Genomic DNA, 17331 nt, shown 5'->3' with positions numbered 1-17331 from the left:
GCCCCCTTTGTAGATCAGGCGCGCTAACGCGCCAGCCCTGCCGCCGCGAGGAAGGCCGCGCCCTCGCGCACCCGGGCGTTTTCCTTCAGTTCCAGCTTCAGGCGGGGCGTGGTGCCATGCGCAGCCATGACGCCCGCGATGGCGCGGAAGACGGCGGGCCAGGGGATGTTGCCCTCGCCCGGCACCCAGTGGCGGTCGCCATAGCCGTCCGTGTCCTGGAGGTGGACATGGTCCAGCAGCTCGCCGGCGGCGGTGATGTAGTGGTCCACCGGGGGCGCGCCGGTGCTGCCATGGGCGTAGTTGGCGTGGCCCGTGTCCACCGAGACGCGCACATGGGCGCTGTGGAAGCTGCGGGCGAGGAGCACGCGCTCCATCGGGTCCTTGTCCTCGATGTTCTCGATGACGAGGACGACGCCCAGCGATTCCGCGCGCCGGACGGCGGCGCCCAGCGTGTCGTGGCTCAGGTCCAGCACCTGCTGCCGCGCCGCCTGGTCATGGCCGAGATTGTTGTAGCCCCAGGTGGTGTAGGGGCTGTGGACCACCATCATGGTCGCACCCAGTTCGGCGCAGGCATCGAGGCCCTGGTCGAGCCGCCGCCGCACCACGGCGCGGATCTCGGGGTCCTTGGAGGCGATGGTGAAGCCCCAGAAGGGGCCATGGATGCCGAGCCGCCCCTTGTGCCCTTCCAGCAGGGATTTCGCGCGGGCGGCGCGGGCGCGCCAGTCGCTGTCCAGCACCTCGCTGCGGCAGAAATCCTGGAGTTCGAGGTCGCGTGGCTGCTCCAGCAGCCAGTCGCGGTGGTCGGGCAGGTCCTCGACGTTGAGGCAGGCGCCGAGAAGGGGAAGGGCGGGCGTGTTCGACATGCCGCCGAGCCTCCGTCACCCTCGCCCGCCGCGCAAGGCGGGGGGCGTGACGGGGGGATGAAATCCGCGCCTGATCGGATCAGCCGACCAGACGGATTACCGCGCGATGGGCGCCAGCGGCGCGCGGCCCACCCCGCTGGGCGCGGGGCCGGGGGCCGGGTTCACGAAGCCGGAATCGGCCGGCGGCGGCGGGGCGAAGCCCGGGCTGGGCGCGGGGGCGCGGGTCTGGCTGCCCGCGCGCAGCAGCGCGGCCCGCAGCGGGTCGGCGCCCGGATTGTGCACCGTCATGTTCCGCACGATGTCGCGCGCCACCACGGCGCGGCCGTAGTAGGCCTGGTCCCATTCGGGCTGGGGCTGCAGCACCGTCCCGTCCAGCGCCACGCCGGCATAGAGCCCGCGCGAGCGGGAGAAGGCCACGAGGTCCGCCCCCAGCGCCGTGGTGATGGCCCCCTCCACCGCGCCGCCCACATGCAGGACCGCCAGCGAGGCATCGGCGCCCAGCGTGAATTGCCGGTTGATCATGGCGTCCAGCGCGCGGTCGTTCATCACCAGGATCAGCGTCTGGCTGTCGCGGATGCCGGCCTGCAGGCCGAAGCTCGCCGAACCCAGCACATAGAAGGCGGGCGAGGACCAGGACCCCGCGGCGTCACGCCCCAGCAGCACGCAGCCCCCGCCCTCGCCGCCCGCGAAGAAGGCGGCGCGGAAGCGGCGCGGGCAGACCACGGCGCCGCGGGCGCGCGGCAGCAGGGTCGCGGCGTTCAGCCGGTCATTCTCGGATGAGAGGATGTCCTGGACCGACAGGGCCGAATTGTCCACGAGGCGCTGCGGCCCGGTGGCGCCGGGCGGGCCGGCGCAGGCGGCCAAGGCCAGCAAGCCCACCATCGCAAGCTTGGGGCCAAGCCCAAGCTTCCGCAGGATATTCCGGCCCGAAAGGCACGGCGAAACCAAGTTCCGCCAGATAAGGTTCCGCATGAGTTTCCCCCGATAACCCGTGCTGCGATCAGCATTCCTAACCGCAATCATGGCCGTACGAAAGCCGTTTCGCGGCGATCAGGAGACGCCGGGGAAGGGCCAGGGCTCCTCGTTTACCCCCGCGACGCGCCAATGCGCCCCATGCTTCTCCAGCGTGGTGAGCGAAAGGTTCTTCACCGAGAAGGCCAGCGCCTGCTGCGCCGAGAGCCCCATGGCGTGCATGATGGCCGCGCGGATGCTGCCGCCATGGGCCACCACAACAGCGTCGTTCGCCTCGGCCGCCAGGCGCTCGATCACGGGGCCGACGCGGCCGCGCACATCCTCCAGGCTTTCGCCCCCGGGCGGGCGGGTTTCGGCGGCATGGGGCCAGAAGGGGTGGGGCGGTTCCAGCAGGCGCTCGGTCAGCGCCTCATGCGTGATGCCTTGCCATTCGCCCAGATGCTGTTCGGCGAGGTCGGGCTCCACCGCCACCTCCTGCTCGGGGTAGCCGGCGGCGAAGATGGCGGCGGCCGTGGCGCGGGTGCGGGCCAGGGGCGTCGTCACCCACCGCGCCGGACGCGGCAGCCGGGCGGCGAGCCAGCGATAGAGCGCGGCCTCCGCCTCCAGTTGCGCCTCGCACAGGCGCACATCCATGTCGCCATAGAGGATGGCGCGGGCCGAGGGCTCCACCAGGGCGTGACGGACGAGGAAGAGGCGCGAGACGGACATGCGCGCGATGTAGCGGAGCGGCCGCGCGCCTGATAGCCAGGGCGAATGCGCGCTTTGCTCCGTGACCGCCGATTCCTCGTGATGCTGGCCCTGGGCTTCTCGGCCGGGGTGCCGCTGCCGCTGACGGGCTTCGTGCTGCGGCAATGGTTCTCGGAAAGTGACATCCCGCTCGCCGCCATCGGCTTCACGGCGCTGATCGGCCTGTCCTATTCGCTGAAATTCCTCTGGGCGCCGGTGCTGGACCATGCGCCGCCGCCCTTCTTCGCCTGGCTGGGGCGGCGGCGGGGCTGGCTGCTTTCCATCCAGCCGCCCTTGATGCTGGCCATCGTCGCACTCGGCTGGACCAACCCGGCGACGGCCGCGGCGGTGACGGCGGCGGTGGCGGTGGTGGTGGCCTTCCTCTCGGCCAGCCAGGACATCGTGATTGATGCCTACCGCATCGAGATCCTGGGCGAGGAGGAGCAGGGCTATGGCTTCGCCTGCTATGTCTGGGGCTATCGCTTCGCCATGCTGGCGGCCAATGCGGGCGCGCTGGGCATGGTGGGCCTGGTGGGCTGGGACGGCGCCTTCCTCTATTGCGCGGCGCTGGTGGCGGTCGGCCTCATCGCGGCCCTGCTGGCGCCGGAGCCGGAGGCGCCGCCGCGCGTCAAGCTGGCCTGGGGGGCGCGCCTCAAGCTCGCCGTGGTGGACCCCTTCCGCGACTTCATGCAGCGCCGCTACTGGCTGGCCATCCTGCTCTTCATCGCGCTGTTCAAGCTGGGCGAGGCGCTGGCGGGCATCATGACGGCGCCCTTCTACCGCTCGCTCGGCTTCACGCGGGGCGAGGTGGCGGCGGTGGCCAGCGTCTTCGGCCTGATGATGACGCTGCTGGGCGTGCTGGCCGGCGGCTGGTTCGTGGCCAAGATCGGCGTGGGCCGCGCGCTCATCATCACCGGCATCCTGCAGATGGTCTCGAACCTGATGTATGTGGCGCTGAACGAGGTGGGGCGCGACATGGGCATGCTCTACGCCCAGGTCGGCGTCGAGAACTTCACGGATGGCCTGGCCGACGCCGCCTTCGTGGCCTACCTGACCAGCCTGACCAACCGCGCCTTCAGCGCCACGCAATATGCGCTGCTCTCCTCACTGGCGGCGGTGCCGCTGCGCTTCCTGGGCGGCTGGTCCGGCCAGCTGGCGGAAAGCATGGGCTGGACGCCCTTCTTCCTGCTGACCACGGTGGCGGCCCTGCCCGCGCTGTGCATCATGCTGTTCCTGCTGAAGCGGCTGCCGCCGCCGCCGCGCGTCCCGGCCGCCGCCGCGACGGGGTAAGGTTTCACGCGCAGAGGCTGGTCCCGACGCGGCCGAGGGTGAAAGAGTGCGCGGGCCCATTCCGGAGCCCGCCGCATGTCCCTCCTCGCCTCGCCCTACTTCGCCACGCCGCTGCTGCTGGTGGCGAGCAACATCATGATGACCTTCGCCTGGTATGGGCATTTGAAGGCGCCGCATTGGCCGCTCTGGGTCGCGGTCATGGTGTCCTGGGGCATCGCCTTCTTCGAATACTGGCTGGCGGTGCCGGCCAACCGCATTGGCTACGGCACCTTCACGGGGCAGCAGCTGAAGGTGATGCAGGAGGTGATCACGCTGTCGGTCTTCGCCGTGTTCAGCGTGATGTTCCTGGGCGAGGCGCTGCGCTGGACCTATTTCGCCGCCATGGCCTGCCTGGTGGCGGCCGTGATCTTCATCTTCCTGCCGGTGGATTGATACGGTCGCGTGAAATTCCTGGGGAAAACCCCCTGCCGGGCGCATGGCGGCCCCGCATGGGCCCCGGAAGGGGTTGCGGCGCGGGAATCCGGTGCCATACCCTATCCGTGGTGGCGTTGCGCCGCCTGGACCCCCACCGCTTGCGTCAAGGGCGCGGTGGCCGGGCCGGACCCGCGGGGGAGGGTCCGTCACGGGACCAGGCCGCCCACGGGCCCTGAGGAGGCCCCCACCCGTACCGCCGCGCCGCCCGGGCCGGAGGTGCGTTCCTGACCGGGTTCCAGGGGGAGTGCCACATGTCCGGAATGCTGGCCGAGGTGACCGAGCGCGCGACAAACCCGCTCGATGTTCTGGAACAGATCGTCAACGCGCATGACTGGACCTTCGAGCGCCGCTCCGACCACGAGATGGCGGCCGAGGCGCCAGGCAAGTGGTGCAACTACACGCTGTTCTTTTCCTGGGCGCCCGAGATCAGCGCCATGCATTTCTCCTGCGCCTTCGACGTGAAGGTGCCAACGGGCCACCGCGCGCCCCTGTTCGAATTGCTGGCCATGGCGAATGAGCGCCTCTGGATCGGCCATTTCGGGCTGGAGGTGGAGGAGGGCGTGCCCGTCTTCCGCCACGCCGTGCTGCTGCGCGGCGCGCCGGGGGCCAGCGCGGAAAGCCTGGAGGACATGGTGGACATCGCGCTGACCGAATGCGAGCGGTTCTTTCCGGCCTTCCAGTTCGTGCTCTGGGGCGGGAAGAAGCCCGGCGAGGCGCTGGATGCGGCCATGCTGGACTGCGTCGGAGAGGCGTGATTCTCCGCCCTCAGGCGCCGGGCGAGTGATTTTCCGCCCTCAAACGCCGGGCGCGCGCTCCGCGCGCTTGGCTTGCGGCGCGCGGCGGGGGTACTGGCCGCGCGCGTAAGTGGGCGCCGCCGGCCGCTTTGCGGCCGGATGCTGTGAGGGCGCGCTGATCAGGGTTGAGGTGTACCGCCCGTTCGACGCCACGGGCCTTGCCCGCGCACCTTCCCCACGCTCCGGCCGCAAAGCGGCCGGCGGCGCCCATGCTCCCTTCCCACCCGCGCCCCCGCCGCGCGCCGCAGCCAAGCGCGCGGAGCGCGCGCCCGGCGCCTGAGGGCACGAAAAATCCAGCATTGCGGGGCCCAGCCCGCGCGCCCCGCCCGGTTGCGCGCTTCGCTCGCAACCGCCTTTGCCCCAACAGCCCCGCAATGCTAGGGACAGGTTTGCCCGCGGCGCGAATCGCCGCGGAGAGGCCGGACGTTTGGGGACCAGAGAGATGAAGTTCAGCGTCGAGCGCGCCATCCTGCTCAAGGCCCTGGCCCACACGCAATCCGTGGTGGAGCGGCGCAACACCATCCCCATCCTGGCCAATATCCTGCTCGACGCCTCGGCCGAGGGCGTGCTGCGCCTGACGGCCACCGACATGGAGATCGCCATCGTCGAGGAAGTGCCCGGCGTGCAGGTGGCCCGCCCCGGCCGCACCACGGCGCCGGCGGCCACCCTCTACGAGATCGTCCGCAAGCTGCCCGATGGCGCCACCATCGAGCTGGACCACAAGGGCGGCGACGCGCCGCTGGCGCTCCGCGCCGGCAAGTTCAACACCACCTTGCAGGTGCTGCCGGTGGAGGATTTCCCCTCCATGACCGAGGGCAGCCTGCCCCACCAGTTCAAGATCGAGGCCGCCCGCCTGCGCGGCATGATTGACCGCACGCGCTTCGCCATCTCCACCGAGGAAACGCGCTACTACCTCAACGGCATCTACTTCCATGTCGCGGAAAGCGAAGGCCGCAAGGTCATGCGCGCCGCCGCCACCGACGGCCACCGCCTGGCGCGCGTGGAGGAGGACCTGCCGGAGGGCGCGGGCGGCATGCCCGGCGTCATCATCCCGCGCAAGACCATCAACGAGCTGCGCAAGCTGGCGGAGGAGACGCGCGACGAGATCGAGATGCGCCTCTCCGACACCAAGGTCAGCTTCCGCATCGGGCCTGTCAGCCTCACCTCCAAGCTGATTGACGGCACCTTCCCGGATTATGAGCGCGTGATCCCGCGCGGGAACGACAAGGTGCTGGAGGTGGCGCGCCAGCCCTTCGCCGATGCGGTGGGCCGCGTGGCGGCCATTTCCTCCGAGCGGTCGCGGCCGGTGAAGCTCTCCATCGGGCGGAACCACCTGCTGCTGACCGCCTCCTCGGCCGAGCAGGGCTCCGCGCAGGAGGAGCTGGACGAGGATGTCGTGACCTACGCGGCCGCCCCCATCGAGATCGGCTTCCAGGCGCGCTATCTCGCCGACATCACCGACCAGGTGGGCGACATGCTGCGGTTCAAGTTCTCGGACGGCAGCGCGCCGACCGTGGTGCAGGATGCGGGCGATGAGGGTGCGCTTTACGTCCTGATGCCGATGCGGGTTTGATCCCCACGAAATCGCCTTCGGCGCTTTCGCGGGGGCCCCGGCTTGGTGCTGATCCTGCGCGTTGGGCTCCGCCTCGCATGGCGAAGCCATGCGAGGGCACCGGGGGGCTGAGGGCGCTTCGCGCTTGGCCAGGGTGCGGTTTCCCTGCCGCGCGGGGCGGGGTAGGGGTTTCCGGTGCTGCGTCTCTCGCGCCTTCGCCTCACCCGCTTTCGGAACCACGCGGCGCTCGATCTGCGCTTTGGCGGGCGTGCCGTCGTGCTCACGGGGCCGAACGGCGCGGGCAAGACCAATGTGCTGGAGGCCATCTCCCTGCTCGGCGCCGGGCGGGGGCTGCGCGGGGCACGCGGCGCCGAGATGGCCATGGACGGCGCGCCGCCCTGGGCCGTCTCCGGCCATTTCGAAGACCATGCGGGCGGCTTCGAGATCGGCACCGGCAGCGAGGAAGGCAACCCCGACCGCCGCGCCTGGCGCCTGGATGGCGAGAAGCTGCGCGGCCAGGCCGAGTTGGCCGAGCGCGTGGCCACCGTCTGGATCACCCCGCAGATGGACCGGCTGTTCCAGGACAGCGCCGGCGGGCGGCGGCGGTTTCTCGATCGGCTGGTGCTGGCCCTCGAACCCCACCATGCGCGCGAGGTCGCGGCCTATGAGACCGCCATGGCCCACCGCAACCGCCTCCTGGCCGATGCCCGCCGCGCCGACCCCGCCTGGCTCAACGCGGTGGAGGACGCCATGGCGCGGCACGGCATCGCGGCCGCCGCCTCGCGCCGCGCGCTGCTGGCGCGGCTGAACGCGGCGCTGGAAGGCGGCGTGGCCGGGGCCTTCCCGGCCGCGCAGCTGGCCCTGCAATGCCCGGCGAACGCGCTGCTTGACACCATGCCGGCGCTGGCGGCGGAGGAGGCTTTGCGCGAGGCCCTGCGCGCCGCCCGCCCGCGCGATGCGGCGGCGGGCGCCAGCCTGTCGGGGCCCCACCGCGCCGACCTGCTGTTCACCCATGCGGCCAGGGGCATGCCCGCCGCCCAATGCTCGACGGGCGAGCAGAAGGCCCTGCTGGTCTCGACCGTGCTGGCCCATGCGGCGTTGATCGCGCGCGCGCGGGGCTTCGCGCCGCTGCTGCTGCTGGATGAGGTGCCGGCGCATCTGGACGCCGCCCGCCGCGCGGCGCTGTTCGAGGCCCTGGCCGCCCTGCCGGGGCAGGCGTTTCTCACGGGCACCGACGCGGCGCTTTTCGCGCCCCTGGCGGGGGGCGAATATTTCAGCCTGGATGAGGGCGAACCCCGCCCCGCCCCCCTGGGTTGAAGCGCGGAAAAATGCCATAATGCCGCGCTTCTCCCTGACGCGCGTCCGCGCGCATCGCCCCTGGCCGCCCTCGCGGCCGGATGGGGCCCCAAGAGCCGAGGTGTCTGCCCACCCATGATGTTTCCCGCGCCATGACGGATGAACCCATGCTGCCCAATGGCGATGACTACACGGGCGCCTCCATCACCGTGCTGCGGGGCCTGGAGGCCGTCCGCAAGCGCCCCGGCATGTATATCGGCGACACCGATGACGGCTCGGGCCTGCACCACATGGCCTTCGAGATCATTGACAACGCGGTGGACGAGGCCCAGGCCGGCTATGCCAGCCGCGTGGACGTGGTGCTGAACGGCGATGGCAGCGTGACCGTCACCGATGACGGCCGCGGCATCCCGGTGGATATCCATGCCGAGGAAGGTGTGAGCGCGGCCGAGGTGGTGCTGACGCGGCTGCACGCCGGCGGCAAGTTCAACCAGAATTCCTACAAGGTCTCGGGCGGGCTGCACGGCGTGGGCGCCGCCGTGGTGAACGCGTTGTCGGAGTGGATGGAAGTCCGCATCTGGCGCGAGGGCAGCGAACACCTGATCCGCTTCGAGCATGGTGAGACGGTGCAGCCCCTTCGCATCGTGGGCCCGGCCACGCGGGCCAAGGGCACGGAGGTGACGTTCAAGCCCTCCGCGCTGACCTTCACCAAGACGGAATACGAATTCGCCATCCTGGAACGGCGGTTGCGGGAGCTGGCCTTCCTCAATTCCGGCCTCGCCATCACGCTGCGCGATGACCGGCACGTGCCGGCGCAGACGGCGGAGTTCAAGTTCGATGGCGGGCTGGTGGCCTTTGTGGAGTGGCTCGACAAGGGCAAGGACCCGCTGTTCAAGCCGCCCATCAGCGTCATCGCCAAGGAAGGCGACGGCATCCGCGTGGAACTCGCGATGTGGTGGACCAGCTCCCCGCGCGAGGTGATGCTGTGCTTCACCAACAACATTCCGCAGCGCGATGGCGGCACGCACCAGGCGGGCTTCCGCCAGGCGCTGACGCGGGTGGTGGGCAAGTTCGCCGAGGATCTGGCGAAGAAGGAAAAGGTGGAACTGGCCGGCGAGGACATGCGCGAGGGGCTGACCTGCGTGCTGTCCGTGAAGGTGCCGGACCCGAAATTCTCCAGCCAGACCAAGGACAAGCTCGTCAGCTCCGAGGTGCAGCCGGTGGTGCAGATGGCCGTGGCCGACGCCCTGACCCATTGGTTCGAGACGCACCCCAAGGAAACCCGCCAGGTGCTGGACCAGGTGGTGCTGAGCGCCGTGGCGCGGAAGGCGGCGCAGCTGGCGCGGGAGAAGGTGGGGCGGAAGAACGCGCTCGACATCTCCACCCTGCCCGGTAAGCTGGCCGATTGCCAGGAGAAGGACCCGGCGAAGAGCGAACTCTTCATCGTCGAGGGTGATTCGGCGGGCGGTTCGGCGAAGCAGGGGCGCAACCGCGCCAACCAGGCCATCCTGCCGCTCAAGGGAAAAATCCTGAACGTGGAGCGCGCGCGCATCGACAAGATGCTGGGCAGCGCCGAGATCGGCACGCTGATCACGGCACTCGGCACCGGCATCGGCGCGGGCGACCCGGCCAAGGGCGGCTTCGACGCGAACAAGCTGCGCTACCACCGCATCATCATCATGACGGACGCGGATGTGGACGGTTCGCACATCCGCACCCTGCTGCTGACCTTCTTCTTCCGGCAGATGCCGGAACTGATCGAGCGAGGGCATCTGTATATCGCCCAGCCGCCGCTCTACCGCGCCAAGCGCGGCAATGAGGAACGCTACCTCAAGGACGACCGCGCGCTGGAAGACTTCCTGCTGGAGAAGGCGCTCTCCAACGCGCGCATGATCCTGGCCGATGGCCGGGCGCTGGAGGGAGCGGAGCTTGCCACCTTCGTGGAGACGCTGCGCCAGATCACCAGCCGCATGCGCCGCATGGCGGCCAATGTGCCGGTGGAGGTGCTGGAACAGGCCGCACTTGCCGCCACGCTGACGCCCGACGCGCAGCGCGCGCTGGAAAACGCGCCCGAACTGGCCGCGCGGCTGGACGCCATGGCGCCCCCCTCCGAACGCGGCTGGGTGGTGACGGTGGACGAGGCCGGCGTGCACATGCACCGCATGGTGCGCGGGGTGGCCGAGCGCCACACGCTGACCGCCGCGGCGCTCCGCAGCGCCGAGGCGCGCTGGCTGGATGAGCGGCGGGACCTGCTGCGCGCCAATTTCGCCCAAGGTGCCACGCTGGCCTTCGAGGGCAATGAGGCGCCGGTGCGCGGGCCGCTGGCGGCCTTCGACCGCCTTCTGGCCCAGGGCCGCAAGGGCCTCAGCTTCCAGCGCTTCAAAGGCCTGGGCGAGATGAACCCCGACCAGCTCTGGAAGACGACGCTCGACCCCGCCGTGCGGACCCTGCTGCAAGTCCGCGTGGACGATGCCGAGGATGCGGAGACGGTCTTCTCCACCCTGATGGGCGATGTGGTGGAGCCGCGACGGGAGTTCATCGTGGGGAACGCGCTGAAGGTGGCGAATTTGGATGTCTGAGTATGGCGCGCCCCCGCGCGGCGGCTGGGTGCGCTTCATCGTGGAACTCCATGTGAATGACCTGGACGCCAGCCTCGATTTCTGGCGCGGCGTGCTGGGCTTCACCACGGCCTATGCCCGGCCTTCCGAGGGCTTTCATTACCTCGAACACGCGGCGGGGATGCAGGTGATGCTCTGCCGCCGCAATGGCCGCTTCGAGACGGGGCCGATGCAGCATCCGCTTGGCCAGGGCGCCATGATGCAGCTCTACTTCGACGCGCTGGCGCCCGTCCTTTCCGCGCTGGAGGCGCGGTCCTGGCCGCTGCACACCGGCCCGCGCGACATCTGGCGCCGGACCGGCGATGTCGAACTCGGCCAGCGCGAGGTCTTCGTGCAGGACCCCGATGGCTACCTGTTGATGCTGGCGCAGAACATCGGCACGCGGCCCATCAGCGCCTGATCGCCTTCGGTGGGGTCACCGAAGGCGTGAATCAGCCGCGGGCCAAGCACCTGATCGTCTTCGGTGGCATCACCGAAGGCGTGAATCAGCCGCCCATCAGCGCCTGACGATCACCGCCACCGGCCCGCCGCCGTCGGGCCCCTGGTGCTCCGCGCCGCCTGACACGAACAAATCCGTCCGCCCCGTCGCGGCCGCCACCACGCCGCCCACCAGGGCGCGGGCATGGCGCGTCGCGTTGATGTCGCTGTCATCCCACATGATGTGGCGGCGGCCGCGGATCAGGCCGGTGGAACTCGGTTCCGCCTTGCACAGCAGGGCCACCAGGCGCGCGGCGTCCTCGGCCGGCAACTGGCCAGCGCCAGCATCCAGCCCGGCGGCGGACAGCGCCCGCTGCACCGCCGGCAGGTCAATGGCGTCGCGCATCACGGCATGGGCGATGGTGAGGTCGCCGCCCCAGTCGGGGGAATTGCCCAGCACCACCACCTCGTTGCGCGTCAGTTCCACGCCGGCGGAACAACTGGCGCGGCCCGAGAACAACCCCCAGTCCCGCCCCACCACGCCATCATCCAGCGCCGCGCGCGGCACCTCGCCCAGCGCCAGCGCCACCCCCAGCGCCGAGGCCCCGCGCGAGAGGCCCATGGAGGCATAGGTGTCCTCCGTCGCGCAGGCGGCGCCGCGCGCGCGGGCCTCGGCCATGCGCTCGCTGGTCAGGAGCGGGCACTTCACCTGCACGTAGTGGACGTCGCGGACGTCGCGGATACCGGCCTGCGCCATCGCCTCGCGCACGGCGGCGGCGGTGGCGTCCACCTGGGCCATGCGGCTCAGCGCCTCGGGCGGGAATTCGGGGGTGAAGGCGACGCCCAGGGCCAGGGCGGGGGCGGCGGCGGGCGGCGCGCCCTCGCGCACCCCCAGCACCAGGAAATGCGGGGAAAGCCCGCCCTCCGTGCCGCCCGACATCACCATGGCCACGCGGCCCAGCACGGTGCCCAGATCCGTGCCCAGGCGGGCGGCCAGCATGTGGCCCAGCGCCTCCACGGCATAGGCGCGGGTGAAGTCGTTCACGCAGCCATTGCCCTCGGTCTTGCCCAGGATGGCCACCACCTCCTCCGGCCGGATCATCCCCTGCTCGAACAGCGCGGCCACGGCGGCGGCGTCGCCGGGGTGGCGGGCGGGGACGAGGAAGGCGAGGGCCTGGCGGGGCATGGATCACCATGGGTTGTGGACGGGGCAGGAGATGCCCCGTGCCACGCCCTTGCGAGGTTTTCAACGCGGCATGGATCGGCTAACCGAAGCCCCTTGGCCCGATGAGGCAGGGCCGTGACAGATCAAGGATGCCATGCGCCCCGTCAGGATCGCCCCCTCGCTGCTCGCCGCCGATTTCTCGCGCCTGGGCGAGGAGGTGCGCGCCATCGAGGCCGCCGGCGCCGACTGGCTGCACCTCGACATCATGGACGGGCATTTCGTGCCCAATATCAGCTTCGGACCGGGGCTGGTGCGGGCGCTGAAGCCGCATTGCGGGCTGTTCTTCGACGTCCATCTGATGATCGCGCCGGCCGACCCCTACCTCGCCGCCTTCGCGGAGGCGGGGGCGGACCTCATCAGCCTCCACCCGGAGGCGGGGCCGCACCTGCACCGTTCGCTCCAGACCATCCGCGCGCTGGGCAAGAAATGCGGCGTAGTGCTGAACCCCGCCACCCCCGTGCAATCCGTGGCCCACGTGATGGACCTGGTGGACCTGATCCTGGTCATGGCGGTGAACCCGGGCTTTGGCGGGCAATCCTTCCTGGACAGCCAATTGGCCAAGATCACGACGCTGCGCGGCATGATCACGGAAAGCGGCCGCGACATCGCGCTCCAGGTGGATGGCGGCGTCACGGCCGCCACCGCGCCGCGCTGCGTGGCCGCCGGCGCCGATGTGCTGGTGGCCGGCACGGCGGTCTTCGGCGCCCAGGACTACGCCGCCGCGATCCGCGGCCTGCGGGGGAAGGCGGCATGAGCGACGTGTTCCGCAACGCGCGCCGCCTGTTTTCGCGGATCAAGCCGGTGCGGGTGCCGGAGGCGCCGGCGCGCTCCTTCCGCGACCTCTGGCCGGGCGATGCCAATCGCGGCGCCGCGCTGCTGCGGGGCGAGATGGAGGTGATGGGCAGCGCCCGCGCGCTGGATGGCTGGGGCCCCGAATCCGGGCCGCTGCCCTGGCGGATGGCGGCGCATGGCTTCGCCTGGCTGCGCGACCTCCGCAGCCTGGGCAGCGACGCCGCCCGCGTGGAGGCGCGCGACCTGACGGAGGCCTGGCTGGCCCAGGGCGCCAATGAGCCGGTGGCGAACCTGCCGGAAGTGGCGGCCATGCGCGTCTCCTCCTGGCTGGGCCATTGGGATTTCTTCGCCGCCTCGGCCGAGGAAGGGTTTCGCCGCGCGCTGATGCAGCGCCTCGCGCATGACGGGCGCCGGCTCGCGGCCAGCCTGCCGGACGAGGCCGCGCATCGCGGCGCGCTGATGGTGATGAAGGGCACCATCGCCGCCGCCGTGGCGCTGGGCGAGGAGGCCTGGATGGTCCGCGCCCTGAAATTCCTGCCGGCCGAGCTGGAGCGCCAGTTCCACCCCGATGGCGGCCATGTGGAGCGCAGCCCCGCCGTGCAGCTCCTGGCCTTCCAGGACCTGATCGAGCTGCGGAACCTGCTGAACGGCAGCGGCGTCACGGCGCCGCCGCAGCTCGCCACCGTGATTGACCGCGCGGGGCAGGCCCTGCGGCTGTTCCGCCATGGCGACGGCACGCTCTCCTTGTTCAACGGCACGCGGGAGGAGCCGGCCTCGCTGGTGGACCTGGTGCTGACCCAGGGCCAGGCCAAGGGCCGCGCGCCGCTGCTGTTGCAGGAGACGGGCTTTCATCGCCTGGCCGCGAGCCGGACGCTGGTCATCGCCGATTGCGGCGCGCCGCCGCCGGGCCGCGGGGCCGACCCCGCCACGGGCGCCCCGCGCGGTGCGGACCGCTTCGCCCATGCCGGCGCGCTCTCCTTCGAGATGTCCGTGGGGCGCGACCGGCTGATCGTGAATTGCGGCGCCTCGCCGGCGGGTGATTCGGCCTGGCGCGACGCGCTGCGCTCCACCGCCGCGCATTCCACATTGACGCTGGCGGACACCAACAGCGCCGAGCTCCGCCCCGAGGGCCTGGGCCGCCGGCCGGAGCGGGTGGAGGTGGAACGCTTCGAGGCCAATGGCGCGCAATGGCTGGAAGCCACGCATGACGGCTATCGCCGCACGCACAACGCCATCCACAAGCGCCGCCTCTACCTGTCGGAGAATGGCGACGATCTGCGCGGCGAGGATGTGCTGGAACCACAAGGCACGGTGGACCAGCCCTGCGTGGTGCGCTTCCATTTGCACCCTGGCGTGAAGGCCGTCTTGCAGGAGGAGGAGGGCGGCGTGCTCATGCGCCTGCCCACCGGCCAGGGCTGGCGCCTGCGCGCGCGGGGGGCCGCCATCGCGCTGGAGGACAGCGTCTATCTCGGCCTCGGCGCCGAGGCGCGGCGGACCAGCCAGATCGTCCTCACCTCGCAGGGCGAGGCGGAGGGCATCCAATGGGCCATCACCCGCGTGGCCCCGGCCGAGCCCGCCTCGCCCCCCGCCTGATGGCGTGCGCGTCCTGGAAGTCTCCAATGTGGACTATTCGCTGCGGCATTTCCTGCTGCCGCTGATGCGCGCGGCCCGCGCCCGCGGGCATGAGGTGGTGGGGATGTGCGCCGAGGGCCCCCTGCTGGAGGTGGCCCGCGCCGAGGGCTTCCGGATCATCCCGGTGCCGATGGCGCGCAGCCTCTCGCCGCGCGCGAACCTCGCGGCCTATCGCGCCATCCGCGCCGCGCTCGGCGCCGAGCGCTTCGACCTGGTGCACGCGCACATGCCCATCTCGGGCATTCTCGCGCGGCTGGCGGCGCGGGCGGCGGGCGTGCCGCGCGTGGCCTATACCTGCCACGGCTTCCTGTTCAACCAGCCGGGGCCGCTATGGCGGCGGGGGCTCTCGCTCGGCATGGAATGGTTGGGCGGGCGGCTGACGGACCGCTTCCTCACCGTCAGCGCGGAGGAGGCGGCGGATGCGCGGCGCCTTCGCATCCATCGCGAAGCCACGGCCTTTGGCAATGGGCGCGACCCGGCGATCTTCCACCCGGACCCGGCCGCGCGCGCGGCGATCCGCGCCGAACTCGGCGTGCCGGAGGAGGCGGTGGTGGTCGTGGCCGTGGCGCGGCTGGTGCGGCACAAGGGCTGGCCGGAATTGCTGGAGGCCATGGCGCGGGTGCCGAGGGCCCATCTCTGGGCGGTGGGCGAGCGCCTGCCCACCGACCATGGCCCGGACATGGAGCCGCACTTCGCCCGCGCCGCCGCCGCCATGGGCCCGCGCCTGCGCCGCCTGGGCCATCGGCGCGACGTGGCCCGGGTGCTGGCGGCCGCCGACATCTTCTGCCTGCCGAGCCATTTCGAGGGCCTGCCGATGAGCGGCATCGAGGCCATGCTGTGCGGCCTGCCCGTGGTGGCCACCGACATCCGCGGCTGCCGCGAACTGGTGCGGGACGGCGAGACCGGCCTGCTGGTGCCGCCCATGCAGGCCGCGCCGCTGGCCGATGCGCTTTCGCGTCTGGCCGCCGACGCGCAACTGCGCCAGAGCATGGGCCAGGCGGGCCTGGCCCGCGCGCTTTCGCACTACACCGAGTCCAGCGTGCTGGAACGCACCCTCGACCATCTGGGACTTTGAGCCATGACCGACCGCCTGCCCATTCGCCGCGCCTTGCTCTCCGTCTCGGACAAGACGGGCATCGTGGATTTCGCCCGGATGCTGGCGGGGATGGGGGCCGAGATCCTCTCCACCGGCGGCACCGCCCAGGCGCTGCGCGCGGCCGGCATCGCGGTGAAGGACGTCTCGGAGCATTCGGGCTTCCCGGAGGTGCTGGACGGGCGCGTGAAGACGCTGGTGCCGCAGGTGCATGGCGGGCTGCTGGGCCGGCGTGACCTGTCGGCGCATCTCCAGCAGATGGAGCAGCACGGCCTGGCGCCGATCGACCTGCTGGCCGTCAACCTCTACCCCTTCGAGGCGACGGTGGCGAAGGGCGCGGAGTTCGACGACTGCATCGAGAACATTGATATCGGGGGCCCCGCGATGATCCGCTCGGCCGCCAAGAACCACGCCCATGTGGTGGTCTGCACCGAGCCGCTGCACCTGCTGCGCGTCACCGAGGAATTGGCGACGCAGGGCGGCACGAGCCTCGCCCTGCGGCGCGAATTGGCGGCGGCCGCCTATGCGCGCACCGCTTCCTATGATGCCGCCATCAGCACCTGGTTCGCGGGGCAGGTGGCGCAGGAGTTTCCGCCGCGCCTGGCCTTCGCGGGCCACCTCGCGCAGACGCTGCGCTATGGCGAGAACCCGCACCAGCGCGCGGGCTTCTACCTGGACGGCACGGGGCGGCCCGGCATCGCCACCGCGCGCCAGGCGCAGGGCAAGGAGCTGAGCTTCAACAATTTGAACGACACCGACGCCGCCTTCGAATGCGTGGCGGAGTTCGAGCGCCCGGCCATCGTCATCGTCAAGCACGCGAACCCCTGCGGCGTGGCCGAGGGCGAGGACCTTGCCGCCGCCTGGGACGCGGCGCTGCGCTGCGACCCCGTCTCGGCCTTCGGGGGCATCGTCGCCGCCAACCGCGTGCTGGACGCGGCGGCGGCGGAGCGCATCAGCGCCATCTTCACCGAGGTGGTCATCGCGCCCGATGCCGATGAGGCGGCGCGCGCCATCTTCGCCCGCAAGAAAAACCTGCGCCTGTTGCTGACGGGCGGGCTGCCGGACCCGGCCTTGCCGGGGATGGTGTTCCGCAGCGTGGGCGGCGGTTTCCTCGCGCAGTCGCGCGATGCGGGGCGCGTGACGGAGGGCGCGCTGAAGGTGGTGACCCAGCGCGCGCCCACCGCGCAGGAAATGGCGGACCTGCTGTTCGCCTTCCGCGTCTGCAAGCATGTGAAGTCCAACGCCATCATCTACGCCAAGGGCGGCGCCACGGTGGGCATCGGCGCGGGGCAGATGAGCCGGGTGGATTCGGCGCGCATCGCCGCCTGGAAATCCGCCGAGGCCGCGCGTGCGTCCGGTTCCGACACACCCCTGGCGCAGGGTTCCGTCGTGGCCTCCGACGCCTTCTTCCCCTTCGCCGATGGGCTGGAGGCGGCGGCGGCGGCGGGGGCGACCGCGGTGATCCAGCCGGGGGGTTCGATGCGCGACAACGAGGTGATTGCCGCCGCCGATGCCGCCGGGCTGGCCATGGTGTTCACGGGGATGCGGCACTTCCGGCACTGACGTGTTCCCCACGAAGTTTTCGCC

15 protein-coding genes are annotated in these 17331 nt (G+C 71.2%); 11 read left to right on the top strand and 4 right to left on the bottom strand.

Features of this window, described 5'->3' with window-relative positions; all coding sequences use genetic code 11:
• Positions 1 to 23 precede the first annotated feature (23 nt).
• The 3 genes from JTN19_RS15330 to JTN19_RS15320 form a co-directional block, all read right to left on the bottom strand.
• Entirely contained in the window at positions 24 to 863 is an 840-nt protein-coding gene (locus tag JTN19_RS15330; RefSeq protein WP_206934398.1) for a sugar phosphate isomerase/epimerase family protein, read from the bottom strand.
• Positions 864 to 959: 96 nt separating this feature from the next.
• On the bottom strand, positions 960 to 1745 hold the full coding sequence (locus JTN19_RS15325; protein WP_206934396.1) for a lipid-binding SYLF domain-containing protein: 786 nt from the start codon (positions 1743 to 1745) through the stop codon (positions 960 to 962).
• Between the two features lie 168 nt (positions 1746 to 1913).
• Entirely contained in the window at positions 1914 to 2543 is a 630-nt protein-coding gene (locus JTN19_RS15320; protein ID WP_206934394.1) for a histidine phosphatase family protein, read from the bottom strand.
• 45 nt (positions 2544 to 2588) lie between these two features.
• Between JTN19_RS15320 and JTN19_RS15315 the strand changes: the two genes are divergently transcribed.
• From JTN19_RS15315 to JTN19_RS15285, 7 genes are all read left to right on the top strand, one after another.
• On the top strand, positions 2589 to 3851 hold the full coding sequence (locus JTN19_RS15315) for an AmpG family muropeptide MFS transporter (protein ID WP_206934391.1): 1263 nt from the start codon (positions 2589 to 2591) through the stop codon (positions 3849 to 3851).
• Between the two features lie 75 nt (positions 3852 to 3926).
• Positions 3927 to 4283, top strand: coding sequence for a DMT family protein (locus JTN19_RS15310; RefSeq protein ID WP_206934390.1), 357 nt, complete (start codon positions 3927 to 3929; stop codon positions 4281 to 4283).
• 293 nt (positions 4284 to 4576) lie between these two features.
• Positions 4577 to 5080 carry a type III secretion system chaperone family protein gene (locus JTN19_RS15305; RefSeq protein WP_191083646.1) on the top strand — a complete coding sequence of 168 codons (504 nt, stop codon included), beginning with the start codon at positions 4577 to 4579 and terminating at the stop codon, positions 5078 to 5080.
• Between the two features lie 481 nt (positions 5081 to 5561).
• Positions 5562 to 6692 (top strand): DNA polymerase III subunit beta, encoded by a 1131-nt coding sequence (dnaN, locus tag JTN19_RS15300; protein WP_206934388.1) that lies wholly within the window; start codon positions 5562 to 5564, stop codon positions 6690 to 6692.
• Positions 6693 to 6866: 174 nt separating this feature from the next.
• On the top strand, positions 6867 to 7988 hold the full coding sequence (gene recF / locus JTN19_RS15295) for a DNA replication/repair protein RecF (protein WP_206934386.1): 1122 nt from the start codon (positions 6867 to 6869) through the stop codon (positions 7986 to 7988).
• Between the two features lie 131 nt (positions 7989 to 8119).
• Positions 8120 to 10546 carry a DNA topoisomerase (ATP-hydrolyzing) subunit B gene (gene gyrB, locus JTN19_RS15290; RefSeq protein WP_242531177.1) on the top strand — a complete coding sequence of 809 codons (2427 nt, stop codon included), beginning with the start codon at positions 8120 to 8122 and terminating at the stop codon, positions 10544 to 10546.
• Entirely contained in the window at positions 10539 to 10985 is a 447-nt protein-coding gene (locus tag JTN19_RS15285; RefSeq protein WP_206934384.1) for a VOC family protein, read from the top strand. The genes gyrB and JTN19_RS15285 overlap by 8 nt, the downstream gene beginning before the upstream one ends.
• Before the next feature lie 96 nt (positions 10986 to 11081).
• Here JTN19_RS15285 and atzD read toward each other — a convergent pair whose 3' ends face one another.
• Entirely contained in the window at positions 11082 to 12188 is a 1107-nt protein-coding gene (gene atzD, locus JTN19_RS15280; protein WP_206934382.1) for a cyanuric acid amidohydrolase, read from the bottom strand.
• A gap of 133 nt (positions 12189 to 12321) precedes the next feature.
• On the opposite strand from atzD, the gene rpe reads away from it, so the two are divergent.
• From rpe to purH, 4 genes are read left to right on the top strand one after another with little or no spacing between them, the layout of a single operon-like run.
• A complete protein-coding gene (gene rpe, locus JTN19_RS15275) occupies positions 12322 to 12981 on the top strand; it encodes a ribulose-phosphate 3-epimerase (protein ID WP_206934380.1) in 660 nt (219 codons plus the stop codon).
• On the top strand, positions 12978 to 14612 hold the full coding sequence (locus JTN19_RS15270; protein ID WP_206934378.1) for a heparinase II/III family protein: 1635 nt from the start codon (positions 12978 to 12980) through the stop codon (positions 14610 to 14612). Before rpe ends, JTN19_RS15270 begins: the two co-directional genes overlap by 4 nt.
• 4 nt (positions 14613 to 14616) lie before the next feature.
• Complete coding sequence (locus tag JTN19_RS15265) at positions 14617 to 15726, top strand: glycosyltransferase (RefSeq protein WP_206934376.1); 1110 nt, start codon at positions 14617 to 14619, stop codon at positions 15724 to 15726.
• A gap of 3 nt (positions 15727 to 15729) precedes the next feature.
• Positions 15730 to 17307: a bifunctional phosphoribosylaminoimidazolecarboxamide formyltransferase/IMP cyclohydrolase gene (purH, locus tag JTN19_RS15260; RefSeq protein ID WP_206934375.1), complete on the top strand. Its 1578-nt coding sequence runs from the start codon at positions 15730 to 15732 to the stop codon at positions 17305 to 17307.
• Positions 17308 to 17331 lie beyond the last annotated feature (24 nt).

The sequence above is a fragment of the Roseococcus thiosulfatophilus genome (assembly GCF_017311575.1).
Lineage (GTDB): Bacteria > Pseudomonadota > Alphaproteobacteria > Acetobacterales > Acetobacteraceae > Roseococcus > Roseococcus thiosulfatophilus.
This window is presented reverse-complemented; position numbering and strand designations above follow the sequence as displayed.